The organism is Hafnia paralvei ATCC 29927 (assembly GCF_001655005.1).
Classification (GTDB): domain Bacteria; phylum Pseudomonadota; class Gammaproteobacteria; order Enterobacterales; family Enterobacteriaceae; genus Hafnia; species Hafnia paralvei.
Genome location: NZ_LXET01000039.1, coordinates 137,019 through 160,043, shown reverse-complemented (window position 1 = coordinate 160,043; position 23,025 = coordinate 137,019). Strand labels below are relative to the sequence as shown.

Genomic DNA, 23,025 nt, shown 5'->3' with positions numbered 1-23,025 from the left:
GTCACGACAGGGATGTCGTGACGGAGTTTGGGGCGCCCTGGATGGGCGATACCAAACCGGAGCGGGAATGGCGTCTCGGATAAAAGCGCGCGAGTGCAGAGACCACGCGCTGGTGGTCTCTGCCCGTACGCCTAAACTAGTGTATCAATGAAGCTCGATATTGACCGGCGGGCGGAATATTACACCGTTACCCCATAAAAGATCGGATGGCAAACAAAACCATCAACACAAAACCCACTCAATCACACGTTAGCGCCGCAGATATACCTGTGGTTCCCCACATTCCGGATGTGGCATTACCCCTAAATCCGCGTGATACCAGCGGGTGAGGGTGTCATCGCTGAGTACTTCTTGAGGCGTTCCCTGAGCGACCAATTGGCCTTGGTGCAGTAGCAGGATGCGATCTGCGTACAGCGCCGCTAAGTTCAGATCGTGCAAAATACAGCAAACGCCAAGCGGTTCACTACGCGTGAGCGATTTTAGCAACCGTAGCGTTTGCTGTTGGTGGTAGAGATCGAGTGCCGAGGTGGGTTCATCCAAAAATAGCCAGCGGGGCTGTGGTTCAGGTTGCCAAAGCTGGGCTAATACGCGAGCGAGCTGAACGCGTTGCTGTTCACCGCCGGACAGAGCCCGATAATCTCGATCGGCAAGAATATCGCAGCCGGTTTGCGCCATCACATGCTCAACGGCGCGCAGATTATGTTCTCCGCCACGACCTTGATTTGGGTAAGGAGAGCGCCCCATCGCCACCACTTCACGGACGCTAAAGGCAAAGGCGAGATCGCTGTGTTGACGCATAACGGCACGCGTACGCGCTAACTGGCGGGGGCTCCATTCGTCGAGCGGCCGTTGTTGTAGCTCACAGTGGCCTTCGCTGGGGGGCAAAAAACCGGTCAGCAATCGCATCAGCGTTGATTTTCCAGCGCCGTTAGGGCCGATAATCGCCACCATTTCTCCGCTTTGTAAAGAGAGCGACACTTGCTTAATGAGCCGGCGTTGTCCCAGATGGTAGCTGATGCTATGCGCCTGTAACGCGGGGGACGTTAGCTGAATTTCGGAACGTTTATCCAACGTTAAACTCCTTTTGACGCAGAATCAGCCATAAAAAGTAAGGGCCGCCGATCAGGCTGGTTAGCATACCTACGGGCATCTCCGCGGGTGAAACTAGCGTACGCGCCAATGTATCTGCGGTTAACAACAAGCAAGCACCACCTAGTGCTGAACAAGGTAACAACCAGCGGTGGTCTGCGCCTAAACGCATTCTCACCAGATGCGGAATAACTAAGCCGATAAAGCCGATAACCCCACTAACGGCTACTGCAGCACCGACTAATACCGCGCTCAGTAGCAGCAGTTGGCGCTTGGTTTTCGCCACGTTAATCCCTAAATAGTGTGCTTCTTCATCACCGAGCTGTAGAAGATTGAGACGGCGAGCCATCAGAAGTGCAGCCGCGCTGGCGGGAAGTATCAGTGAGGTGGCAGCCAGCAAGGTTCCCCACTGTGCTTGACCTAAACTGCCCATACTCCACAGTGAAAATTGGCGTAGCTGCTGGTCATTGCTTATATAGCTGAGAACGCCAACCAATGCAAAGCACAGCGCGTTGATAGCAATACCTGCCAGCAGTAAACGGGATAAAGAGCCGTGCCCACCGCGGCTGAGACCGTAGATGAGTAAGGAGATAATCAGACTGCCGCCGAACGCCGCGAGCATATGGCTATAGAGCGCCAAGGTAGGGGCTAACGTCATGGGCATAACGATGACTAGCGCAACGCACAGTGACGCACCGCTGCTGATGCCTAACAGCGTTGGATCGGCCAGCGGGTTGCGAAATAGCCCCTGCATGATAGCTCCAGATACCGCCAACGCAATGCCGACTACCGTGGCGAGTAATACGCGCGGTAGTCGGATATTCAGCCAGACTTGCCACATTGCATCATCCAGCGGCGTTTCCCACAGAGTATGAAATGACAGGCGAAGGGCTCCCATATTGGCCGAGCCTAACCCGAGCGCCAGCAAAAGGACGATGAGGACGCTGAATGCAATGCGTGGCGATACTTTTGTCATCTCTGTGCTCGCTCCGCAGCCTGACGCAATGCGGCTAATGCTTCAGGCGTTTTTAAGCTAAAGCCGAGCAAAGCCATATCATCAACGACGAGGATCTGTTTGTTTTTAGCCGCAGGTGTTAGCGCCATACCAGGTAATTCCCAGACCTTGTTAACGTTGCCTAAGGTTTTAAATCCATCGGTGGTCAACAAGATCAAATCGGGCGCACTCGCTACAACGCCTTCCTGCGAGAGAGGACGATAACGAGAAAAACCTTGCATGGCGTTTTGCGCGCCGCTGGCTTTAATAATTGCGTCGGCTGCAGTGTCTTGCCCAGCCGCCATCGGCGTCATTCCACCGTGGCTGAGAATAAACAACACCTTAGTTTTGAGTGGTGTATGAGGGATGGCGGCGAGCTGCTGCTCGTATTTTTGGGCCACTTCTACACCTTGTTTTTCTAAATTCAGGGCACTAGCAACCTGCTGGATTTTGTGTGGAACATTTTCGAGAGAAGCTTTGCCACTGACAGGAACGACTTTCACGCCGACATCAGCAATCTGACGAAGCACGAGTGAGGGCTCTGCCAGTTCCGTCGCTAACACCATTGTCGGCTTAAGCGAAAGAATACCTTCCGCATTGAGTTGGCGCATATAGCCCACATCAGGAAGTTTTTTGGCTGCGGGGAGGGTACTGGTGGTATCTCTGGCAACCAGACGATCGCCGGCGCCTAGCGCATAAACAATTTCGGTGACGTCACCGCCGACGCTAACGATGCGGTCGGCTGCGACGGCGTTCATAGAGAATACAACCATCAGCGGTGCAGAAAGCACCGCCGCAAGGCGGCGGGCTAATGTCATGCGGCAACTCCATTAAGACGAGGTAAGCCATTGATCTGGGTACGCCACTGTTCTTGTTCTGGCTGGCCTTCGGTACGCTGGCCAAACAGTTGGGCGATCTGAGTGCCATCTTCGGCGAAAAGCTCCAGACTCGTGACGAAACCATCTTTAGTCGGTTTGCGGGTGATCCAGCTTTCTGCAATCGCGGTTTCAATCAGATGCAGGGTAAAGCGGGAGTTAAAGATATTAATCCACTCATGGTGTGGCACCACGCGTTCAATTTTACCGGTGAAAATTTGTACGCAACCGCGATTACCCACAAAGACCATGATCTCGTTCTGGTCTTCTTTAGCGGTATTGAGCAGATGGGTTAGGGCGCTGTTGTCTACTCGGTAAGCTAAATCATCACCCACGGCAGCGAAGGCTTGCTGACGTGACAGATTATGGCGACCCAGTAGCTGGAAGAATTGGTGAACATCGGTCATGGCGCGCCATTCACTATCAATAACGGCGTTGTCGATGCGGCTATTTTTTGTTTCCGGCTGTGCCGGTTTGATCTCTAACGCTGGGTTTTCGTCGCTGACGAAACGACCGATCAGATCATTCCATGCGGCCATATCGGTATTCGGCGTCGTGTAGACTTTATGTAGCGCATCGCCTTGAGCATCGAAGAACTGCACGCTGTGGCGTTCACCGTTGCGGCTCTCTTCGGTTAATGTGAACGCGCTGCTCCAATGCTGAAGGAACAAGCGTAGATCGATGCTGCCTGGGTTTAAAATTAACCCCGCATGGCCGTGCAGATGTTGGTTTTCGTAACTGCCCAGTTGTTCATGAACGGCGTATTCATTACGCGTGATGGCCTTAACTTCGCCAACGGATTCTAATGCAGCCAGCAGAGTACGGGCATCCGCATTCAGACGGCGTGCGCCGTGACCAACGCGGGCGTGCGTAAGCTCGGCCTCGCTGACATTCAGAATTGCCGCCAGATCTCGGGCATATTTTCCGCTGTTCTGCTCTTTGGCAGTCAGGTATTGCTCGTATAATGCAGATGTCATTTTGTCTTCCTTTTTATGGTGTTACAGGGTGCTTAAATGAATAAAATCAATGAGTTGTGCTACAGATACAAATGAGAAACCTCCCCCTAAACAGGGAGAGGTTGGAAACGCGTCGGAGCCGCGATTACCACTGGTAGCTCACCAGCAGTTTTCCGTTGATGCCATCCTGAATCACACCTTGTGATGAGTAGTATTCTTTGTCGAAGGCGTTACCCAGAACGACGCTTGTGGTCATGCCGTTGAATGAATCTTTGCCTTTGTAGCTAACGTAGAAATCGTTCACGCCGTAGCCGGCTTGTGGTGCGGTTCCGGCATTAACCTGATTGTTACGATCGGCGAAGGTACCGACCCAGCCTACGGAGAAACCGGTGGTGCTAATAGGCACGTTCACTTGGCTAGAGACGGTGTCTGGATTGATGTTATCTAGCCATTCTCCGGTTTTCTGATCTTTACCACGAGTACGGTTATAGGCCAGACTCCAATCGAACCAGTCTGTTTGGTACTCCATCGCCGCATCCCAGCCCCAGATTTTGGCTCGGTCAATGTTGGTTGACGTAGTGCTGCAATCGATACAGCCGAATCGACCGTTAACAAAGCCCATATCCATCGTGACCTGGGTTTTGATGTAGTCCTTAGCTTTGGTACCGAAGTAACTTGATTTGAACTTCAGGGAGTCATTTGCCATCAGCACGTCGTCAAAGCGCAGACCAAAGCCAACTTCTTGGGTTTCATTGGTTTCAGGCTTCAGATTTGGATTTGGCTTCCAATAGTTCGCCATTCCTGGACCCATTTGGAAGTGCAGGGCGTCGTTATACATTTCACCCATCGTTGGAGCACGGAATGCTTGGGCATAGCTACCGAAGATCATCAACCAGTCGGTTGGGTTAATGGTCATTGCGGCACGCGATGACCATTTGTCGGCATTAACATCATCGTAGCCGTCGCTGCTACCTTTATAATTGTCGTAGCGAGTACCGGCTACAATATCGACGGGTAAGTCGCGCAGCGTAATTTCATCCTGCAACCAGCCAGAAGCAAATTTGATATCTGCCTGTGGGAAACCTGTGGTCGCGCCGCCTGGCGTCTGCTTCTGTTTGTAGGCTTCTGTACCATAAGTCAGCAAGTGAGAGGCAAAGCTGTCGGCAAACAGACGGCTACGGTTTTCCAGTTTGGCTCCGTTCGTGGTTTGCTTGCGCTCTTCGTACGATGTCCCGGTTGGGCTAGCGTTAATTTTCACTTCAGAGGTATAGCCCGTCAGCGTGGCATCGAGCCAGTCTTGACCCACCGGTTTCAGTTTGTAGGTCGCCTGCGCATCGCGCTGAATAGTGGAGCGGTCGGTCATGACATTGCCGGTGCCCGCATTTTCTGTCTGAGGGTTTTTAGGTTCACGCGCGGCATTGTTGTAATAACGCAAATCACCGGACAACGACTGGTTTTCGTCAATTGTCCAAGTTCCTTTGGTGAGAACGTTGCTGATGGTTTCATCATTCGGTGAATTAAAGCCGTTACTCATGCGCAAGTTACCGCGGTCGCGGGTGCTAAATGAGATAATGCCGTCTAAATCATCGGTTTTTCCGTATGCGCTCGCGCCCATACCGAGGCTGTGATCCTGTGTGCCTGCAGTGCCAAATACGCGATAACCGGTATTTTTGCCCGGCATCAGCAGGTCTGCGGCATCGACGGTTTCGTAAGAGATTACGCCACCCAATGCGCCGCTGCCGTACAGTAAGGCTCCTGGACCACGCACCACTTCGACGCGTTTGATAAGCGCAGGATCAAGGAAGGTGCCGTTTAGATGTCCAGTATCCGTGCCTTGACGAACGCCATCAACCAGAACCAAAACGCCACGGCGATCGTAGCCGCGCATGCTGATATCTTGTCCATTAGCACGGCTACCGCCAGAAATGGTTACCCCCGGAATATGGCGCAGCATGTCGGGTGCCGAGCTGGCAGTCATGGTTTCCGGATCGTTGTTTTCTAGAACAGACACCATCATTGGCGCTTCAAAGCTGTCACGTTCGTTGCCTGTTGCGGTGACGGTCATAACGCTTTGCTGGCGGTTGCTGTCTTTGCCACCCGCAGGCGTGTTTCCAGTGTAAGCAATTTCTTGAGACGTGGAGCTAGCGGGAGTATCAACCAATGTATCCGCATGAGCGAATAAAGGTAGGGCGCAAGCCACTGCAATGCTTAAGCGGGAAGGACTAAAGGTTGAACGAGCCAGCCTGGCGCGGGTGGAACAAGACATGGGGCAACACTCCGTATGTATGAAAACATAGCATCAGGGCTGCTGGCTGCCTTGCCTAATAAAAGGCTGGGTGGCTGGCAAATTAATGTTTGGATTAAAGTTAATGGTGTACTGATTACTTGGTCAGGATCAGTTTGCCTGATTTTGTTTGGCGCAGTTGATACTGTTCGCCTTGGTGCTGAATAATGACTTTTCCCTCGTCGCCTAACAGTGCGTGACTGTCAATCGTTGCCGCAGCCGAGGTATATAGCGTAGGGCTTTGGTGAGTCGACAAATTCAGCAGATCAACTGATTGAGGATCAATATTCGGCTTTTCCATATGCGCTCTTTCTTACAAATAGTAAGTGAATGTTAATTGTTATCACAATGAGAATCATTATCATGAAATGCGCTTGGCACAGCAAGATATTTTTGCAAAAAATGTGAACCTTTTTATGGTTTCAGCATCGGGTCAATCAGCGCGAAAATTTTCCCGTATGAACTTTCATCATCTATCAGCATTTGGATAAGCAAGGCAACGTCAGCACGACGAATAAGTCCATGTGCCTCTCCCTGAATACACTGGCCGTTTCCGGTTGCTTCGCCGTTGAATAGCCCACCTGGGCGCAAAATACAGCTTTGTAGCTGACTGGTTTGCAGCCAGCATTCCGCCAGTGATTTCTCACGCACCGCTTGTCCAAAGGCCTTTTTGGCACGTTCAGAGAGGGTAGGCCAACTATCTCCACAGCCAATAGAGGTGACTAGCATCATATGGGTGAGGCCACAGCGCTCAGCGGTATCAATGATCAGTCGATTCCCCAGATAGTCGCCTTCACGGCTGCCTAATGTAGAGACAATTCGAGCTTTTTCGCCTGCCATCCGACAGATTTTTTCAACCTGATCCGCGTTGAGTGCATCGCCTTCAAGCACCGTTACACCTTTTTTGCGTAGAGTGTCGGCCTGCTCTGGGTTTCTGACGAGTGCAAAAATAGGGCGCTTTTCGTGTAGACCTAGAGTGACCAATTCGGCACCTACGCCGCTGCCCGCACCGAAGATTAACCAAGGTGTCATACACAAGACTCCAGCTTTGTTGCGATCTTGCTAGGCAACGCACGGAAGGCGTCTAACTGTTCGGTCAGCAATTTGCGGTGGCTATCGCGGCCAACAAAAATTTTCATCATGGCGCGGCCAGCCTCGTTGATGAACCAGACTGATGCGGTGTCCATTCCCATAAATGGGCGCTCGACCAGCGCGATATGTCGGCAATGAGTGGCGCGAATGTGGCCACTGAGACCTTTTTTACCGCGTAAGTTAAAGAAACCATGGCGATGAGTGCCGGTGGGTAATTCGCCATGAAACTCAAGGATTAAGTCATCATTGTTGACTAGCGTAGTGACGTCGCCCCACTGGGTGATTTCATCCCAAACCGTATCAAACTGTGCACCGTCAAAGATCTGCGCACCCGGGGTTAAACGGATAACGTCTAACGGAGTGACGTTGTAACGCTTGGCAATATCTTCAACCGTGCCGTCTGGGTTGGTGCTTAGGTATGCCATTAAATCGTGTTGTTGTGCAGAAGAGGGAGTGCTCATGCTGTTGGCTCCAAAATAGGTTGCTTGGTTTCTAATAGTTGAGGGACAAGGGTTTGTAATGCCTGCATAAGGTTGCTCGCCCAGAAACGGCCAGCGGGAGTCAGGCGAAAACGAGTTCCGTTAACCTGCATTAAGCCGCATTTCTGCCACTGTTGCAGTAACGGAAGGAGAGGTGATGGATCGGGAAGTACGCGTTTAAGGTCGAAATGTCCCACCTCAATGCCGCCTTGCAGCGCCAAACGCCAGCGGTGCTGCTCGCTGCGTGACGTCATCATCATGATCGGCTTGCGCCCTTCATCTAGCTTTTGATAATAACGTTCAAGGCTGCGTTCCATCATATAAGACTGACCGTCGATGTTTCCGCCAGCACAGCTGCCAAAAGCAAGGCAGTCCGCCCCTTGTTTGATCAGCAGATTGTACAGATTTCGCTCCCTTGTGGTGCGCGCCCAATGGCTGTTACTGAGCTGACGCCAGCCTTCATCGGCTAAAAAGGCTTCTCCCGTGAGGTAAAAGTCTCGGCGTTGAGTGACGTCGGGGAGCGTCACGCGTTTGTTTTCAACGGCCTTTCCCAACGGAGTAGAAGGCAAAAGGTTAAGCGCATAGAGGTCAACGCCGTCTAACGGTAGATCGCTGACAATGTCGAGATCGTTTTGCCAGTCCTGCATGGTTTGTTCTGGCAGGCCAAACATGAGGTCGCACACCACGGCCGCACGATCGCGTTCAGCCAATTGGCGCATAAACGCAACGGCTTCTTCGCCAGTAGCTCGCCGCCCCATACGCTGACGGATGCGGGTATTGAAGGTTTGAATACCGATCGAAAAGCGGTTTGCTCCGGCTTCAAGGCAGGCATCGACGCGTTCATCATCGAAATTGAGAATACGGCCTTCAACGGTGATTTCACAGTCTGGAGCCAACGGAAGCAGGCGTTTCAGCGTGCTGATAATACGATGTAGCTGAGACGCAGACAGCGCGGTCGGCGTGCCTCCGCCAAAATAGATCGCGTGGATAGGCGCAGACTGATTAAGCGGGCTGGAAGCCTCCATTTCTATTTCGCGAACCAGATAGTCGCAATATTGTTCGGTTGCTTCTGTTTCCAGTTTATTTTGATAGAAACCGCAGAATTTGCAGTGTGTCGCACAGAAGGGAATATGCAGGTACAACAGGCGCTTATTCGCCTCGACGCTACTATTCAGAATGCTTTGCCAGTGTTGATCAACGCTTTCTGGCGAGACTGGCTTTTGATTTCGCCATGGCATGGTTGCCCATCGGTCACGGAAAGGAATACCTTCTTCCGCGGCGAAATAGGGCGCTAGATCCAAATACATGCGCAAATTTCCTTGGTGACTTTTTTGATAAAGGTCGACATTAAATGATAATCATACTCATTTGATCAACAGGGAAATCACTATAGAATGATCTACGTCAAAACGAAATGATAATTAATACAAGCATGATTAAGGCGTAATCAAGCGAAAAAAAACCGGCTCGATGGGGCCGGTTCATGAAGACGACGAGTGTGAATTAGGATGATGACAGCCGAGCGCTAACGGCATCGGCCAGTAACTCGAGTAAAGTTTCGGTATCTTTCCAGCTCAAACACGGATCGGTGATTGACTGGCCGTAGGTAAGTGATTGTCCCGGAACATTTTTCTGCGTTCCTTCGACTAAGAAACTTTCAGCCATGACGCCTACGATAGCCTGTGATCCATCGCGGATTTGTTGTCCGACATTAGCGGCTACGTCTAGCTGACGACGGTGCATTTTTTGGCAGTTACCATGGCTGAAGTCGATAACCAGATGCTCAGGCAAATCAAACTCACGCAGGCTGTCGCAGGCACTGGCGATGTCATCGGCATGATAGTTCGGCGTTTTACCACCGCGCATAATGATATGCCCGTAGGGATTGCCGCTGGTTTGGTAGATGGTCATCTGGCCATGCTTATCGGGGGATAAGAACATATGGCTAGAACGCGCCGCACGGATGGCATCAATCGCAATACGTGTATTACCGTCGGTACCATTTTTGAAACCTACCGGACAGGAGAGCGCTGACGCCATCTCGCGATGGATTTGGCTTTCGGTGGTGCGTGCACCGATTGCCCCCCAACTGATCAGATCGGCGATATATTGACCGGTCACCATATCAAGGAACTCGGTGGCGGTTGGTACGCCTAATTCGTTCACCTTCAATAGCAGTTCACGAGCTAAGCGAATGCCGTGATTGACGCGGTATGAGCCATTGAGATCGGGGTCGGAAATTAATCCTTTCCAGCCAATCACCGTGCGCGGTTTTTCAAAATAGGTCCGCATGACAATTTCCAAGCGGTCTTGGTATTTGTCACGCATTGCTGATAAACGCTGGGCGTAATCAACGGCAGCATTGATATCATGGATCGAGCAGGGGCCAACAATAACCAGTAGGCGTTTATCATCACCACTGAGTATGTGTTCAATTCGCTTGCGTGACGCTGTCACGTTTTCTGCGACCTGCAATCCAACAGGCAGTTGCTGCGCCAGTTCTTCAGGCGTAACAAGGGTGTCGATGCGCGCGGTTCGCAATTCATCGGTCTTGTGCATAACCATCTCTAAATCTGTTCTTCGCTACGGCAGGAGTACCGGGAAGTGATGACGATCACAATAAAGCAATTGACAAACAAATCAATAGCGGGCTGTTCATTTTATGTACGAATAGCGTACTTTTTTACTAGTACATGTGTACAATGTGATTGAGTGTGTGTTTTTAACACGAAATTACGATGTTGGTATGAGGGAAATGACAAACTAATAACGCACAGAAACTACAATCCTGTGCGTATCTAACGATGTGATTAGCGTTAATACATCCGTCTGCTTAAACCTAAAGTATCAAGGATCTTAGTGGCAATCTCTTCAACCGAGTGGTTAGTGGTGTTGAGGTAGCGTATCTGATTTTTGCGATATAGCGCTTCTACTTCCGCTAATTCTAAGCGGCACTGGCGCATGGAGGCATAGCGGCTGTTTTCGCGGCGTCCTTCACGAATTGCGGCTAGACGATCTGGATTTATCGTTAAGCCAAAGAGTTTATGCTGATGTGCCTTCAGTGCAGGAGGCAATTGTAGATTGTCCATATCATCAGCGGTGAACGGATAGTTTGCCGCACGGATACCAAACTGCATGGCGAGATAAAGACTGGTGGGGGTTTTTCCACATCGGGAAACGCCGAGCAGAATGACTTGCGCTTGGTCGAGGTTACGCAGCGAAATGCCGTCATCGTGCGCTAATGTATAATCAATGGCGGCGATGCGAGCATCGTATTTCAGCAAGTTATGTTCGGTTAAACCGTGCGTTAGATTCGCGACGTGCACGGGACTCATGCCCAGTTCGTCCTGCAAAGGGGCGACCAGAGAACGGACGATATCCTGACAAAAACCTTCACTGCTGTGAATGATTTCACGAATTTTTGGCGAGACAATCGAGTAGAACACCAGCGGGCGAGAGCCGGTGCGATGATAGATATCATTAATTTGCTGACACACGGCTTCAGCGCGCGTTTCAGTTTCAACAAAGGGTAACGTAAAAGAGGTGATATCGACGGGGAATTGCGAGAGCACCGCATGTCCGAGAACCTCGGCGGTGATTGCCGTGCCATCTGAAATATAAAATACGCTTCTTTCCACTCCGCGCTCCTGTAGGGACTTTCTTGTGTTGTTCCTACTCTAGCGCACTCACATTTTATTTACATATTTTATATTTCAAACTGGTGGCATCGATACGGCTTTGCTCTTGCGCTGAGAGCTTAGCCGAAGAAGCAGCCAAATTCATCGCGATCGACAATGCGCATGGCGATGCTGAAAGAAGGAACGGTGTCATCTTGATAGAGGTGCCATTCAGCGTTTGGGCGCATCCAGTAGAGTGTCCACTGTTTAGTATCTTCGACGTAGGTAATTTTTATCGATGGATGTTCAACCATCTTGGATTTCTTACTGTCGTCGGTGGCATGCAACTCGTAAATGTCGATGTCATGACCTTTGATACGGTACTGAAGGTCTGATTCATGTCGCATATTCTCAGCAGGACGGCGTTTAGACAAAAATAGATCCATGCAGCGAGTGATATCTTGAAGCTCTGATTCAGTGAAAATCATGGTATTAACCTTAAAGCGATGAGCATACTAATTTAGTGAGCATCCTGACTTGGGAGACCGTCTATAGTGACGCTATGCCTATTTACGTATACCCACATCGTTGACGTTGAATCGGCAGCTGGCTTGTTGTCTCGATAAGGCGAGCGACAGGTTACTGATACAAAACCAAGGATTTGGGGTATGGTTAAACAACTGAAAAGGCCAACAATTTAGGAAATAGGCCTGAAGCTCGTATAAAAATGGTATTTTAACTAAACATAAGGAAAATCATGAAAATAATGGGAATAGTCTCATAATTTCACCCTATGTAGATGCATAAAAATACGTTTATTTGAGCAAAAAAGCAAATTCCCTGACAGGGATAGCGCTGAAAATGATTTAAATGATGTTTTTAGCAGGAATAAAACTCGACGGCATCGAGATGTGCTTTTCTAAAATAGTTAAAATGTCGCTATCAATCGTTTCATCAAATTTTCTAGCAAAAAGATTTTTGCTGGAACATAACTGTTTTTCATCCAGACTCGTGAAGTCGCGGGGTCTAAGCTTAATATCTCCCATAGGGATCCAGTCAATAGCTCTTTTATCGTCATTGATTACGCTAGGGGGATAAGAGGTATTCATCAATACGGTTTGGAAGAAACCTTCGTCTGCGATGAGCGAATGGCGATAAAAATCACGAAATTTCTTAATTTCATCGCTGTGAGTGACAAATTCACAAAACTCTCGACATAAGATCATCCACTGATTGCCAATGTAAGGCGTAACGTCTTTCATGAAGGGGCGATTTCTGGAAGGTACTTCAGTGATGTTACGTCCTGATTCCTCGACATATTTTTCTATCCGATGCAGGGTTTCAGGGCGAGTGTCTTTTTGGTTAGACATTTTAATGAAGTTGCGACCTTTATTTTTTTTAAGAAATTGGCAAATATTTTCTTGGGATTGCAGTGGGAAGTCCTGACCGCTGAGGTTAATGAAGAACTCCCAAGAATCACTTTTTTCTAACAGCATTTTCATGCCACGTAATTCTGCATCCACTAAACTATAGCCGCCCCAGTTGGCATCCATGCTTTCTATTAAAGATGCATTGGGGTATTCGCTCAGGAAGTGGTGGATATCTTGATGAATTTCTTCGCTTGAGCTTTTATCTATATGGACAACATATTGGTTATCCGCATGATAAATGGCTTTAAAGAGTCGCTTAAATTGGTTCGGATAGCGGTGGACAAGCAGGAAATAGGCAAGCATAGAAATTCCTTGGTGAGAATTAAATTCTATTAAACAGACGGAAAGCATAGCGCTTCGTTATGCTTCGTATGCACATGAAGAAAATGAAAATTAAAAAATCTGATGGACGTGAAATGCGAGAACGCGTTGGAGAGATATTCACAACAGCCGAGTCGTGAAAATATTAATAATGGGAGGAATTTATTCTTCTGGCTGATGATGGAGCAACTTAACACCGATGTAAGGTAATAGCTATTTATAAATACAATGCTTATTTAGAGGACTGCTCAACCCGTTCTGAGACGATGTGCCGCAGAGATATCGTGTGAGGGGCGTAACCAAATCATATGGACATAATAACTATAGTAATCGTTTGCCTGTGAAGAATTGATTGCCCTTGGTTTTGCTCTGGTTATTAGCTGACGGATTTCAGCTTGTCAGAGTAAAAAAGTGCGGTTTGAAGAAAATTCATGATATTTACCAATAGGTGGATCGATTCACCTGTCTTGGCGAAACCTCACATTGTGCTAGTCTGAAAACGCCGAATTTGCGGCCACAATTATTTTCTGTACCCATCTTTGAATGTGAAAAGGATTGTCTCGATGTCTAGTAACGGCCCTGACTTGCATAACGTGCTTTGGTACAACCAGCTCGGAATGCACGATGTTGATCGGGTGGGGGGCAAAAATGCCTCTCTGGGTGAAATGATCACCAATCTGTCTGAGCTTGGTGTTTCCGTGCCGAATGGTTTTGCCACCACAGCACAAGCGTTCAATGATTTTCTCGAACAAAGCGGTGTCAATCAGCGTATTTACGAATTGCTGGATAAGACAGATATCGATGACGTTGCACAACTGGCTAAAGCGGGCGCACAGATCCGCCAATGGGTCGTTGAAACGCCATTTACTCCTGAGCTAGAGCGCGACATTCGCAGCGCATATCAACAGCTCGCCCAAGACAATGCCGATGCCTCTTTCGCCGTGCGCTCTTCGGCCACCGCTGAAGATATGCCAGACGCATCGTTTGCTGGTCAGCAAGAAACCTTCCTTAACGTTCAGGGTATTGAAGCCGTTATGGTCGCGGTGAAGCACGTCTTTGCTTCGCTGTTTAACGATCGTGCGATCTCCTACCGCGTGCATCAAGGGTACGATCATCGTGGCGTAGCACTGTCTGCTGGCGTACAACTGATGGTGCGCTCAGACCTGGCTGCTGCTGGTGTTATGTTCACTATTGATACTGAGTCTGGTTTTGACCAAGTCGTGTTTATCACGTCGGCCTATGGCTTAGGTGAAATGGTGGTGCAGGGCGCGGTTAACCCAGACGAATTCTATGTGCACAAGCCAACGCTGCAAAATGGTAAACCCGCGATTGTGCGTAGAACCATGGGCTCGAAGAAAATCCGTATGGTGTATGCCGATAGTCAAGAGCACGGTAAGCAGGTACGTATTGAAGATGTTGAAGAGGCGGCGCGCAATCGTTTCAGTTTGAACGATCACGAAGTCGAGCAATTGGCGCATCAGGCTTTGATGATTGAGAAACACTATGGCCGCCCGATGGATATCGAATGGGCCAAAGATGGTCATACCGGTAAGTTATATATCGTTCAAGCGCGTCCAGAAACCGTTCGTTCTAACGAACAGGTGATGGAACGTTATCAACTGACAGGACATAGCGAAGTATTGACTGAAGGCCGTGCTATCGGCCATCGCATCGGTGCAGGTCCGGTTAAGGTAATTCATGATATCAGCGAGATGAACCGCATCGAGCCGGGTGATGTGTTGGTTACCGATATGACCGATCCCGATTGGGAGCCGATCATGAAGAAAGCGTCGGCAATCGTGACTAACCGTGGTGGGCGTACTTGCCATGCGGCGATTATTGCTCGTGAACTGGGCATTCCGGCCGTCGTTGGCTGCGGTGATGCAACAGATCACTTAAAAGACGGTCAGAAAGTGACGGTCTCCTGCGCAGAGGGTGACACGGGCTATGTTTACAGCGACATGCTGGATTTTACGGTGCATAGCTCTCAGGTATCGACGATGCCTGAACTGCCGCTGAAAATTATGATGAATATCGGCAATCCCGATCGCGCTTTCGACTTTGCACGTTTGCCAAACGAAGGTGTGGGCTTAGCCCGCTTAGAATTTATCATTAACCGTATGATCGGTGTCCATCCGCGCGCGCTGCTGGAGTTTGATCAGCAAGATGCTGAGACACAGGCTGAAATCAAGCAGATGATGCAGGGCTATGATAGCCCGGTTGAATTTTACGTAGGACGTTTGACGGAGGGCATCGCTACTTTGGCCGCCGCGTTCTGGCCAAAACGCGTTATCGTGCGCCTGTCAGACTTTAAGTCTAATGAATATGCCAATCTGGTGGGCGGTGAGCGCTATGAACCGCATGAAGAGAACCCGATGCTGGGCTTCCGCGGAGCAGGTCGCTATGTCGCTGACAGCTTCAAAGATTGCTTTGCGTTAGAGTGCGCTGCAGTGAAACGCGTGCGCAACGATATGGGGCTGACTAACGTCGAAGTCATGATCCCGTTTGTTCGTACCGTTGCACAAGCAGAAGCGGTAGTGAATCAACTCGCGTCCGAGGGCTTAAAGCGTGGCGAGAACGGGTTGAAAGTCATCATGATGTGCGAGATCCCGTCAAATGCGTTGTTAGCAGAGCAGTTCCTTGAGTATTTCGATGGTTTCTCTATCGGCTCTAATGATATGACTCAGCTTACGCTTGGCTTAGACCGTGACTCTGGCGTCGTTTCAGAACTGTTTGACGAACGTAATGAGGCCGTGAAGGCGTTGCTCTCAATGGCGATACGAGCAGCGAAAGCACAAGGAAAATATGTGGGTATTTGTGGGCAGGGTCCATCGGATCATGAAGATTTTGCACGCTGGCTGATGGACGAAGGTATTGATAGTTTGTCCTTGAATCCTGATACTGTTGTTCAAACGTGGATTAATTTGTCAGAAAAATAGATTTGCATATTAATTATACGTAATTATTTCTAAGCGGCTGCTAAATACAGCCGCTTTTTTTTGCTTAATTTCGCAAAGCCGCAGGTGAAAATAGATGGGTTAGCAAGAAAATGATTGATTATTCATCGATCAAAAAACAATAAAAAAAAGCCCATCATAGGGTGATGGGCAAAGACTACACACAGCAATTCGGTAAGAAGTGACGCTTGAACAAGCGGCTCCTTTAGGGGTACTTAGCAATCTAAGTTACTGAACATGATAGGTATCATGGCTTGCATCGTCATTAAGAATCATCTGAATAACATTGAAGACTTATTATATAACGAATTATCAGGATAACGACAATGACTTTTGTGAAGAGAATTAAGAATATTCCCTAGAGGATGAAAAAGTAGACAGTAATATAAAAGGTAAATGCTTATTTATTATTTATTAAGCGAGCAAGTTAAGGATATTCTTAATTTCACGGTTTAAAAACACGAATTATCTGATTAATTAAAACGGGGCCCATGGCCCCGTGATAGTTTATATATATAAATATATTATAATTGATCCAGTTCCTTCGCTACTTGCTCCACATCTTTGCTTGGCTCAGGGGCTTCGTGAACCCATGCCGAGACCAGACGATACGAGACGGCAAGAACCACTGGCCCAATGAATAGGCCAATCATACCGAAGGCGAGCAACCCACCGATAACGCCAGATAAAATGAGGATCATGGGGAGATCTGCGCCCATCCGGATGAGCGCTGGGCGGAGGAAATTGTCCAGCGTACCGACCACACAACTCCAGACGAGCAATACGGTGCCCCACGTTGTATCACCGGTCCAGTAGAGCCAGATGATAGCAGGGACTAACACCAGCAATGGACCTAGCTGTGCCAGACAACAAATGAACATTAAGACCGTGAGCAGCGTGGCATAACCGATACCGCTGATAGCCAAGCCAATCCCGCCAAGAACGGATTGTACTAATGCAGTGACCACCACACCAAGAGCAACGGCTCGAATGGCCTGAGCGGCCAGTACCACGGCGGCGTCGCCACGGTCAGAGCCTAAACGGATCGCAAAATGGCGGATGCCTAAGGCGACATCTTCACCCCGGCTATATAAAAGTGCACTAAATAACAGCATCAGCGAACAATGCAGCACAAAAGAGCCTACGTGAGCTGCCTGTGCGACAAACCAAGTGATGGTTTGTCCGATATAGGGCTGGATTTTGGCAATGATGATACTGCCGCCACCCGCTAACATTGAGTGCCAACTGTTATAGAGCTTATGCCCCACCGCAGGAATGCTTTTTAGCCAGAGTAGGTCTGGAACAGACCAATTTTTAGCGGAAGAGGCCCAGTCTAAAACAGGGCCGCTATTATCGATTAGGCTGCCAATCACTAAAGCGATAGGAATAATAAAAAGCAGAAGAAGTAACATTGTCATCAGGAGTACAGCTATCCAGCGTTTACCCCAAAATATGTTCTGTAGCTTAATAAGCACTGGCCAGGTGGCAATAACAATCATGCTTGCCCAAGCGAATCCAAGAATAAATGGTCTCACTACCCACAGGCAGGCAACTATCATGAGGGATACAAACAAAACCCCAAACATAATGCGGGGTAAGTCGTATTTGTGCTGCGAATTATACATTTGAAATCCATCCTAAAATAGAACATTGAGTTCCCTATGCCTATGATGAACTATCATTGGCAAAAACCCTAGCGCCTCTATGTAAGCAAGCATAGCAGCTGGATGTTATTTGAGCGTGGATATTCAATTAATTAAAAGAAAAACCCACTGAGATATGATCGACAGTGGGGGCAGAGCAAAAGATAACTTAGAGGGTGGTGAAATAATGAGCGATAAAAGCGATCACCGTAGCAGCTGAAAATAACTGCGCAACAAATTCGATGGAAGTTTTAGGGAAATACATCAGTGAACTCACTCAATAGCGATAACCAGAGTTGCAGTATCTATTTCGAATCTTAACGAAACATTAAGAAATAGCCGTGAGCGGTTTTTTTACCGATACGTTTTTTCATCAACATAAAGTTCGGAGAATTTCGCGCGTAGGCAGCGATATCGTTTGCATGGTTGCAATCGCTTTGTTAGTAAAAGGTAAATTTTGTTTGGGTTCCCATCGGCATCCACACATTTTTTGTGATAGCTTCTTAAGGTTCGTATTTTTGTCTGAGGCAAAAATGCGTATGAATAATAAGAAAGGATGAATCTGCCTTTCAGGTTCAGGAACTGCGTACAGGCGCAGATAGTTTGAATGTGAGCACGCTTTGATAACTCTTATTTGATAAGCCTCCATGACAGGGTCGAGACGGATGATCCCACAAATTTCACAGGCGCCAGGACTCGTTCAACGAGTGCTAGATTTCTTACAGTCGCTGAAGGTCAGCGGTTTTACCGGCGATACTGACACGAGTTATGCCGCCCGTCTGACAATGGCGACGGATAATAGTATTTACCAGCTTTTACCTGATGCAGTACTTTTTCCGCGCTCTACGCCGGATGTTGCGCTTATCGCGAGGTTAGCCAGCGAAGAGCCTTACCGCACGCTGGTCTTTACTCCGCGCGGTGGCGGCACGGGCACCAACGGACAGTCGCTCAATCGCGGTATTGTGGTGGATATGTCTCGCTACATGAATCGCATTTTGGAGATCAATCCGCAGGAAGGCTGGGTAAGAGTGGAAGCTGGCGTGATTAAAGATCAGCTGAATCAATATCTAAAACCCTATGGTTACTTCTTTGCGCCTGAGCTCTCCACCAGCAACCGCGCTACGCTCGGCGGCATGATAAATACCGATGCTTCAGGACAGGGGTCACTGGTTTACGGCAAAACATCCGATCACGTTTTGGCATTGCGCACGGTTCTGCTAGGGGGCGAATTACTCGATACTGCACCTATTCCCGTTGAGTTAGCAGAAAAGCTGGCGAACAGTGGTACTAAGAGCGGCAATATCTACCGCGCAGTGTTGGATTCCTGTCGTGATAATCGTGCGTTGATTATTGAAAAGTTTCCCGTCCTAAACCGTTTCTTGACCGGCTACGACCTGCGTCACGTATTCAGCGACGATTTACAGACCTTCGATCTGACTCGCATTATTACCGGTTCAGAAGGGACGTTGACCTTTGTTACCGAAGCTAAGTTGGATATCACGCCGATCCCGAAAGTGCGGCGCTTGGTCAACATCAAATATGACTCCTTCGATTCTGCGCTACGTAACGCACCTTATATGGTTGAAGCTAAGGCGTTGTCGGTAGAAACCGTCGATTCTCGGGTGTTGAATCTGGCGCGTGAAGATATCGTTTGGCACTCGGTTAGCGAACTGATCCTTGATGTCTCTGATAAAGAGATGCTGGGCTTAAATATCGTTGAGTTTGCTGGGGATGATGCCGCGTTGATTGACGAGCGTGTTGCGGCGCTATGTCAGCGCATGGATGAGCTAATGGCCACGCAGCAGGCCGGCGTCATTGGGTATCAGGTTTGCGAAGAGCTTGCTGGTATTGAGCGAATCTATGCGATGCGCAAAAAAGCCGTGGGTCTGCTGGGGAATGCCAAAGGACAAGCGAAGCCCATTCCTTTTGTTGAAGACACCTGCGTGCCGCCACAGCATCTGGCTGACTATATTGCCGAATTCCGCGCTTTACTTGATAGTCATCAACTGACCTATGGCATGTTTGGGCACGTAGATGCTGGCGTCCTACACGTACGTCCTGCTTTAGATATGTGCGATCCGCAGCAGGAAATGCTGATGAAAACGTTATCGGATAACGTTGTGGAACTGACGGCCAAATACGGCGGGCTTTTGTGGGGCGAACATGGCAAAGGTTTTCGTGCCCAGTACAGCCCCGCGTTTTTTGGTGAGGCGTTATTTACTGAACTGCGTCGCGTTAAAGCGGCGTTTGATCCAGATAATCGATTAAATCCGGGCAAAATCTGTCCTCCTTTGGGATGCGATGAACCGATGATGCAGGTTGATGCAGACAAACGAGGCACCTTCGATCGACGTATTCCGCTTGAGGTGCGTAGTGAATTTCGCGGCGCAATGGAGTGTAACGGTAACGGCCTGTGCTTTAACTTTGATGTTCGTAGTCCGATGTGCCCTTCGATGAAAATCACCGGCGACCGCATTCACTCCCCGAAAGGACGAGCGACGTTGGTACGTGAATGGCTGCGTTTACTTTCGGAACAGGGTGTTGACCCGTTAACGCTGGAACAAACGCTGGGTGAGCAGTCTACCGTGCGTGCGATGATCGAAAAAACGCGTAATACGTGGCACGCGAAAAAGGGTGAGTACGATTTCTCCCACGAGGTGAAAGAGGCGATGTCGGGCTGTTTGGCCTGCAAAGCGTGTTCGACACAGTGCCCGATTAAAATTGACGTGCCGGGTTTCCGTTCGCGTTTCCTTCAGTTGTATCACACTCGCTATTTGCGTCCGGTGCGAGATTATCTGGTTGCAGGCGTGGAAAGCTATACGCCGCTAATGGCCAAAGCGCCGAAGGTGTTTAACTTCTTCTTTAGCCAGCCGTGGCTGCGTAAGATGAGTGAAAAGCGTATCGGTATGGTGGATTTGCCTCTGTTATCCACGCCAACGCTCAAACAGTCGTTGGCTGGGCACAGCGCTTACCAAACCACATTAGAACAGTTAGAAAAGCTCGGCGAGTCAGATCGCCAGCGGCATGTGCTGATCGTACAAGATCCGTTTACTACCTACTATGATGCGCAGGTAGTGGCTGATTTTGTGCGGTTGGTTGAACGATTAGGCTTCCAGCCGGTTTTACTGCCGTTCTCGCCGAACGGCAAGGCGCAGCACATTAAAGGTTTCCTGACTCGTTTTGCTAAAACCGCGCAGAAGACGGCTGATTTCCTGAATCGAATTGCGCGGCTGGGTATGCCGATGGTGGGTGTTGACCCCGCGCTAGTACTTTGCTATCGGGATGAATATCGCGAAATTTTAGGTCAGCAGCGCGGTGATTTTAGCGTCCAACTCGTACATGAGTGGTTGCTGAAAGCGTTACCGGAGCGAGAAACATTACCGCCACAAACCGGTGAGGCATGGTATCTTTTCGGCCATTGTACTGAAACTACGGCGCTGCCAGCGAGCACTCAGCAATGGCAGAAGATTTTTGCTCGCTATGGTGCAACGCTAGAAAATGTCAGCGTTGGATGCTGCGGAATGGCTGGGACCTATGGTCACGAGAGTAAAAATTTGGCTAACTCACTAGGCATTTATGAGCTGTCGTGGCATCAGGCGCTGCAACGTTTACCGCGTCAACGCTGCCTCGCTCCCGGATATTCTTGCCGTAGCCAGGTCAAACGTATTGAAGGTAACGGGTTACGTCATCCATTACAGGCACTTTTGGAGATTGTTCGATGATTTGGAAACGTGCGGCAACGCTGGAACAGCTTAATCAGATCGGCCATGATTGTATGGTAGGGCACTTAGACATTCAGATCACTCGAATAGGTGACGATGAGTTGGAAGGTACGATGCCAGTCGATCATCGTACGACTCAGCCTTTTGGACTGCTGCACGGTGGTGCCTCGGTGGTCTTGGCTGAAACGTTGGGTTCGCTGGCGGGATATTTATGCACCGAAGGTAAACAACAGGTGGTTGGGCTGGAAATCAATGCTAATCACATACGATCTGCGCGTGAGGGGCGAGTACGTGGTGTCTGTAAGGCAATACATATTGGCCGCCGCCATCAGGTATGGCAGACCGAGATTTTTGATGAGCAAAACCGGTTGTGCTGCACTTCTAGACTCACGACGGCGGTAATTGAAACGGCTTAGCACCAGAGCCCAGATTTGATACGCCCTTCAGTGCAAACTGTGGGGCGTATTAGTTTACGGATTGGCAAGTATGATAAGTTAAACGAAGGTTTAAATTTCAAGGCGTTAAGGCTAATATTAACGACAGTGTTTTGGTAATTTAAAGGGGATGCTGTGACAGACGTTAATGTCATTTCAGGCGAACAATTAAAGATTCAGGATGCGGTTTACGCTTTACAGCTTGACGGTAAGGGAGGCAGCGTTCCTGTGACGGACCTGACTCAGGCATCGTGTGAACATCCCTGCTGGCTGCATTTGGATTACGCGCGTGAAGAGAGTCAGAACTGGCTGAATAGTACCTCTTTGCTGCCTGATTCAGTACGTGAATGCTTGGGCGGTGAAAGCATGCGCCCGCGAGTCACGCGTCTGGGTGATGGCACGATGATTACGCTTCGCAGCATAAACTTCAATAATGATTCCCGCCCAGACCAGCTGGTGGTTATTCGTTTGTACATGACGGATAAGCTGGTGGTATCGACTCGCCATCGCAAGGTTTACGCCATCGATGAAGTGCTGACCGATCTGCAAAACGGTACGGGCCCTGTAAGCAGCGGTGATTTATTGGTACAGGTCGCCGATGCACTGACCGATCATGCCAGCGAATTTATTGAAGATCTGCATGACAAGATTATTGATTTAGAAGATAACCTACTGGATCAGCAAACGCCAGAAAGAGGGCAGCTCGCGCTCATCCGTAAGCAGTTGATTGTTCTACGCCGCTACATGGCGCCGCAGCGTGATGTGTTTGCACGTTTAGCCAGCGAGCGTTTGCCGTGGATGACCGATGACGATCGCCGCCGCATGCAGGATATTTCAGATCGCTTAGGTCGAGGGTTAGATGATTTAGACGGCAGCATCGCACGTACCGCTATTTTGGCCGATGAAATCTCAAACTTGATGGCGGATGCAATGAACCGCCGCACTTACACTATGTCGCTTCTCGCTATGTTGTTCTTGCCGACGACGTTTTTGACCGGTTTATTTGGCGTTAACCTTGGAGGCATTCCGGGGAATACTTCACCGGTTGCCTTCGCGACATTTTGCTTTTTGCTAGTTTTATTGTGCGTTTGCGTTGTGGTCTGGTTAAAACGCAGTAAATGGTTATAGTGAG

At 49.2% G+C, this 23,025-nt stretch carries 18 protein-coding genes; 4 read left to right on the top strand and 14 right to left on the bottom strand.

The window, feature by feature from the left end:
* Positions 1-249: 249 nt before the first annotated feature.
* From M988_RS10215 to M988_RS10155, 13 genes are all read right to left on the bottom strand, one after another.
* Positions 250-1,071, bottom strand: coding sequence for a heme ABC transporter ATP-binding protein (locus tag M988_RS10215; RefSeq protein ID WP_008813439.1), 822 nt, complete (start codon positions 1,069-1,071; stop codon positions 250-252).
* On the bottom strand, positions 1,064-2,065 hold the full coding sequence (locus M988_RS10210) for a FecCD family ABC transporter permease (RefSeq protein ID WP_061060069.1): 1,002 nt from the start codon (positions 2,063-2,065) through the stop codon (positions 1,064-1,066). The genes M988_RS10215 and M988_RS10210 overlap by 8 nt, the downstream gene beginning before the upstream one ends.
* Positions 2,062-2,901 (bottom strand): heme/hemin ABC transporter substrate-binding protein, encoded by an 840-nt coding sequence (locus tag M988_RS10205; protein ID WP_064574025.1) that lies wholly within the window; start codon positions 2,899-2,901, stop codon positions 2,062-2,064. Before M988_RS10205 ends, M988_RS10210 begins: the two co-directional genes overlap by 4 nt.
* A complete protein-coding gene (locus M988_RS10200; protein ID WP_064574024.1) occupies positions 2,898-3,935 on the bottom strand; it encodes a hemin-degrading factor in 1,038 nt (345 codons plus the stop codon). Before M988_RS10200 ends, M988_RS10205 begins: the two co-directional genes overlap by 4 nt.
* Positions 3,936-4,059: 124 nt before the next feature.
* Positions 4,060-6,180 (bottom strand): TonB-dependent hemoglobin/transferrin/lactoferrin family receptor, encoded by a 2,121-nt coding sequence (locus M988_RS10195; RefSeq protein WP_064574022.1) that lies wholly within the window; start codon positions 6,178-6,180, stop codon positions 4,060-4,062.
* A 115-nt stretch (positions 6,181-6,295) separates the two neighbouring features.
* On the bottom strand, positions 6,296-6,499 hold the full coding sequence (hemP, locus tag M988_RS10190) for a hemin uptake protein HemP (RefSeq protein WP_004089883.1): 204 nt from the start codon (positions 6,497-6,499) through the stop codon (positions 6,296-6,298).
* 113 nt (positions 6,500-6,612) lie between these two features.
* Entirely contained in the window at positions 6,613-7,230 is a 618-nt protein-coding gene (locus tag M988_RS10185; RefSeq protein ID WP_039186792.1) for an NAD(P)H-binding protein, read from the bottom strand.
* Positions 7,227-7,751, bottom strand: a complete 525-nt coding sequence (gene hutX, locus M988_RS10180; RefSeq protein WP_039186790.1) for a heme utilization cystosolic carrier protein HutX — start codon at positions 7,749-7,751, stop codon at positions 7,227-7,229. Before hutX ends, M988_RS10185 begins: the two co-directional genes overlap by 4 nt.
* On the bottom strand, positions 7,748-9,076 hold the full coding sequence (gene hutW / locus M988_RS10175; protein WP_064574020.1) for a heme anaerobic degradation radical SAM methyltransferase ChuW/HutW: 1,329 nt from the start codon (positions 9,074-9,076) through the stop codon (positions 7,748-7,750). The genes hutX and hutW overlap by 4 nt, the downstream gene beginning before the upstream one ends.
* Positions 9,077-9,272: 196 nt before the next feature.
* Complete coding sequence (locus M988_RS10170) at positions 9,273-10,328, bottom strand: 3-deoxy-7-phosphoheptulonate synthase (protein ID WP_020303754.1); 1,056 nt, start codon at positions 10,326-10,328, stop codon at positions 9,273-9,275.
* Between the two features lie 257 nt (positions 10,329-10,585).
* Positions 10,586-11,407: a posphoenolpyruvate synthetase regulatory kinase/phosphorylase PpsR gene (ppsR, locus tag M988_RS10165; RefSeq protein WP_004089878.1), complete on the bottom strand. Its 822-nt coding sequence runs from the start codon at positions 11,405-11,407 to the stop codon at positions 10,586-10,588.
* 119 nt (positions 11,408-11,526) lie between these two features.
* Positions 11,527-11,874, bottom strand: a complete 348-nt coding sequence (locus M988_RS10160) for a DUF3024 domain-containing protein (protein WP_004089875.1) — start codon at positions 11,872-11,874, stop codon at positions 11,527-11,529.
* Positions 11,875-12,252: 378 nt separating this feature from the next.
* The gene (locus M988_RS10155) at positions 12,253-13,119 is read right to left on the bottom strand and encodes a beta-1,6-N-acetylglucosaminyltransferase (RefSeq protein WP_064574017.1); all 867 of its coding nucleotides are present in this window, start codon (positions 13,117-13,119) and stop codon (positions 12,253-12,255) included.
* Between the two features lie 581 nt (positions 13,120-13,700).
* On the opposite strand from M988_RS10155, the gene ppsA reads away from it, so the two are divergent.
* On the top strand, positions 13,701-16,076 hold the full coding sequence (ppsA, locus tag M988_RS10150; RefSeq protein ID WP_008813449.1) for a phosphoenolpyruvate synthase: 2,376 nt from the start codon (positions 13,701-13,703) through the stop codon (positions 16,074-16,076).
* 542 nt (positions 16,077-16,618) lie between these two features.
* Here ppsA and ydiK read toward each other — a convergent pair.
* Positions 16,619-17,719, bottom strand: a complete 1,101-nt coding sequence (ydiK, locus tag M988_RS10145) for an AI-2E family transporter YdiK (protein ID WP_008813450.1) — start codon at positions 17,717-17,719, stop codon at positions 16,619-16,621.
* 683 nt (positions 17,720-18,402) lie between these two features.
* Here ydiK and ydiJ point away from each other — a divergent pair.
* From ydiJ to zntB, 3 genes are all read left to right on the top strand, one after another.
* Positions 18,403-21,459 carry a D-2-hydroxyglutarate dehydrogenase YdiJ gene (gene ydiJ / locus M988_RS10140; protein WP_064574015.1) on the top strand — a complete coding sequence of 1,019 codons (3,057 nt, stop codon included), beginning with the start codon at positions 18,403-18,405 and terminating at the stop codon, positions 21,457-21,459.
* Positions 21,456-21,875, top strand: coding sequence for a 1,4-dihydroxy-2-naphthoyl-CoA hydrolase (gene menI / locus M988_RS10135; RefSeq protein WP_008813452.1), 420 nt, complete (start codon positions 21,456-21,458; stop codon positions 21,873-21,875). The genes ydiJ and menI overlap by 4 nt, the downstream gene beginning before the upstream one ends.
* A gap of 153 nt (positions 21,876-22,028) precedes the next feature.
* Positions 22,029-23,021: a zinc transporter ZntB gene (gene zntB / locus M988_RS10130; protein ID WP_039186775.1), complete on the top strand. Its 993-nt coding sequence runs from the start codon at positions 22,029-22,031 to the stop codon at positions 23,019-23,021.
* Positions 23,022-23,025: the final 4 nt, after the last annotated feature.

Bases quoted from the DNA above. Each gene is read 5' to 3' on its own strand.
- ppsA (WP_008813449.1), top strand. From the start codon at position 13,701: ATGTCTAGTAACGGCCCTGACTTGCATAACGTGCTTTGGTACAACCAG.
- hutX (WP_039186790.1), bottom strand. From the start codon at position 7,751: ATGAGCACTCCCTCTTCTGCACAACAACACGATTTAATGGCATACCTA.
- ydiK (WP_008813450.1), bottom strand. From the start codon at position 17,719: ATGTATAATTCGCAGCACAAATACGACTTACCCCGCATTATGTTTGGG.
- M988_RS10170 (WP_020303754.1), bottom strand. From the start codon at position 10,328: ATGCACAAGACCGATGAATTGCGAACCGCGCGCATCGACACCCTTGTT.
- menI (WP_008813452.1), top strand. From the start codon at position 21,456: ATGATTTGGAAACGTGCGGCAACGCTGGAACAGCTTAATCAGATCGGC.
- M988_RS10210 (WP_061060069.1), bottom strand. From the start codon at position 2,065: ATGACAAAAGTATCGCCACGCATTGCATTCAGCGTCCTCATCGTCCTT.
- ydiJ (WP_064574015.1), top strand. From the start codon at position 18,403: ATGATCCCACAAATTTCACAGGCGCCAGGACTCGTTCAACGAGTGCTA.
- hutW (WP_064574020.1), bottom strand. From the start codon at position 9,076: ATGTATTTGGATCTAGCGCCCTATTTCGCCGCGGAAGAAGGTATTCCT.
- M988_RS10195 (WP_064574022.1), bottom strand. From the start codon at position 6,180: ATGTCTTGTTCCACCCGCGCCAGGCTGGCTCGTTCAACCTTTAGTCCT.
- M988_RS10155 (WP_064574017.1), bottom strand. From the start codon at position 13,119: ATGCTTGCCTATTTCCTGCTTGTCCACCGCTATCCGAACCAATTTAAG.
- M988_RS10200 (WP_064574024.1), bottom strand. From the start codon at position 3,935: ATGACATCTGCATTATACGAGCAATACCTGACTGCCAAAGAGCAGAAC.
- hemP (WP_004089883.1), bottom strand. From the start codon at position 6,499: ATGGAAAAGCCGAATATTGATCCTCAATCAGTTGATCTGCTGAATTTG.
- M988_RS10185 (WP_039186792.1), bottom strand. From the start codon at position 7,230: ATGACACCTTGGTTAATCTTCGGTGCGGGCAGCGGCGTAGGTGCCGAA.
- M988_RS10160 (WP_004089875.1), bottom strand. From the start codon at position 11,874: ATGATTTTCACTGAATCAGAGCTTCAAGATATCACTCGCTGCATGGAT.
- M988_RS10205 (WP_064574025.1), bottom strand. From the start codon at position 2,901: ATGACATTAGCCCGCCGCCTTGCGGCGGTGCTTTCTGCACCGCTGATG.